Origin of the sequence: Shewanella sp. UCD-KL21, assembly GCF_001957135.1 — a bacterium.
In the GTDB taxonomy this organism is placed as follows: Bacteria; Pseudomonadota; Gammaproteobacteria; order Enterobacterales; family Shewanellaceae; genus Shewanella.
The window spans coordinates 1-1,720 of the sequence record NZ_MPHK01000049.1; the positions used below are offsets into that span (position 1 = coordinate 1).

The following is a 1,720-nucleotide window of genomic DNA, read 5'->3' on the forward strand; positions in this document are numbered from 1 at the left end:
TGGCCACCGTAAATGATGCAGCAGTGCAAAGAAAGTTCATGTTCTTATCTGGGGAGATCTGCTTAACACGCGATCGGTCATTAACCAGTRAGGCTCTGGTGTATAAGTGCCTTGGCTTTTCAGCATCATCGACTGAAAAGAGCGAACTAGATGGAAACCGATAGCGCATGACGGGGTAACTTGGCATGTGATTAAGCAGAAGTCAGCAGACGGCATAGTAGCCCAACGCCCAGCGTAATGGTTGGGATATGGTGAAGGCCTGAACATTTAGAAGAAGGAGGAGTCTTGTCAAACTTGTCGATACCCACTACGTCGCCAGACGATTACTATCGGCAGCGTATTGATATGCAACCGGCCTTCAACCGCGATCTATTTCAACAACTGCTCGAACCTGAAAATCTACACCGAGCTTGGCGTCAAGTTAAAGCCAATAAAGGTGCGGCGGGCATCGATGGCATGACCATCGAAGCCTTCCCGCTCTGGATGCAACAAGGCGGCTGGCAACAGTGTAAATATCAGTTAGAGCGARGTGAATACCAACCCTCAGCGGTCAGGCGCGTAGAGATCGACAAACCCGATGGCGGTAAACGCAAATTGGGGATCCCTAACGTCATTGACCGTGTGATTCAGCAAGCCATTGCTCAAATACTCACGCCACTGTTTGACCCATTCTTCTCGACCAACAGCTTTGGCTTTAGGCCAAACAGAAATGCCAAACAAGCGGTACTGCAAGTTAAGGATATCATCAAACAGAAGCGCAAATTTGCCGTCGATGTTGATCTGTCTAAGTTCTTTGACCGAGTTAATCATGATCTCTTGATGACTCAACTTAGGAGCAAAGTGCAGGATAAGCGTCTGTTGGCGCTTATTGGTAAATACCTACGTGCAGGTGTGATGGTCAATGACCAATTTGAAGCAAGCTTTGAAGGTGTACCTCAAGGCGGCCCACTCTCGCCATTACTATCAAACATTATGTTGGATAGTTTGGATAAAGAGCTGGAAAGCCGAGAGCATAAATTCGCCCGCTACGCGGACGACTTTATCATTTTGGTAAAGTCACTTCGTGCGGGTGAACGGGTACTAAAGAGCATTACTCGCTACCTTGCCATGAAACTAAAACTGGTCGTTAATGAACAGAAAAGCCAAGTGGTTAAGGTAGGCAAAAGTAAGTTCCTCGGGTTTACATTTAACCGAGGAAAGATCCAGTGGCATGCTAAAACATTACACATTTTCAAACAAAAGTTGAGACGGCTAACAAACCGAAATTGGGGCGTAAGCATGGGTTATCAATTGTTTAAGGTGCGGCAATATATGCAAGGCTGGATTAACTACTTTGGCATCGCTAATGCTTATCAAGGGTGTGTCGACTTAGACCATTGGATYCGCCGTCGGGTACGTATGTGCTACTGGCGTCAGTGGCGAAAACCACGGACTAAGGTGCAAAACCTACTTAAACGTGGCGTCAAGATTCAAGTGGCCGTTGGTTGTGGTATCACAAGCAAAGGCCCATGGAGAAGTTCAAAAACACCAGGGATCCAGCAAGCGCTGAGTAATGAGTATCTGAAGAAAGCAGGATTATATTCACTAAGAGATGGATGGGTCGCAGTTCACTATCCTAACCAGAAAGTTTAATTAGGCGTTCTAAATGAACCGCCCTGTGCGGAGCCGCATGCAGGGTGGTGTGGGGGCTGGAGGTTAGATACCTCCGGCTACCCGATTA

General features: G+C 47.2%; 1 protein-coding gene. It reads left to right on the forward strand.

The features are described 5' to 3' along the window. Window positions 1-285 precede the first annotated feature (285 nt). Window positions 286-1,632, forward strand: a complete 1,347-nt coding sequence (gene ltrA, locus BM739_RS19765) for a group II intron reverse transcriptase/maturase (protein WP_076543314.1) — start codon at window positions 286-288, stop codon at window positions 1,630-1,632. Window positions 1,633-1,720 lie beyond the last annotated feature (88 nt).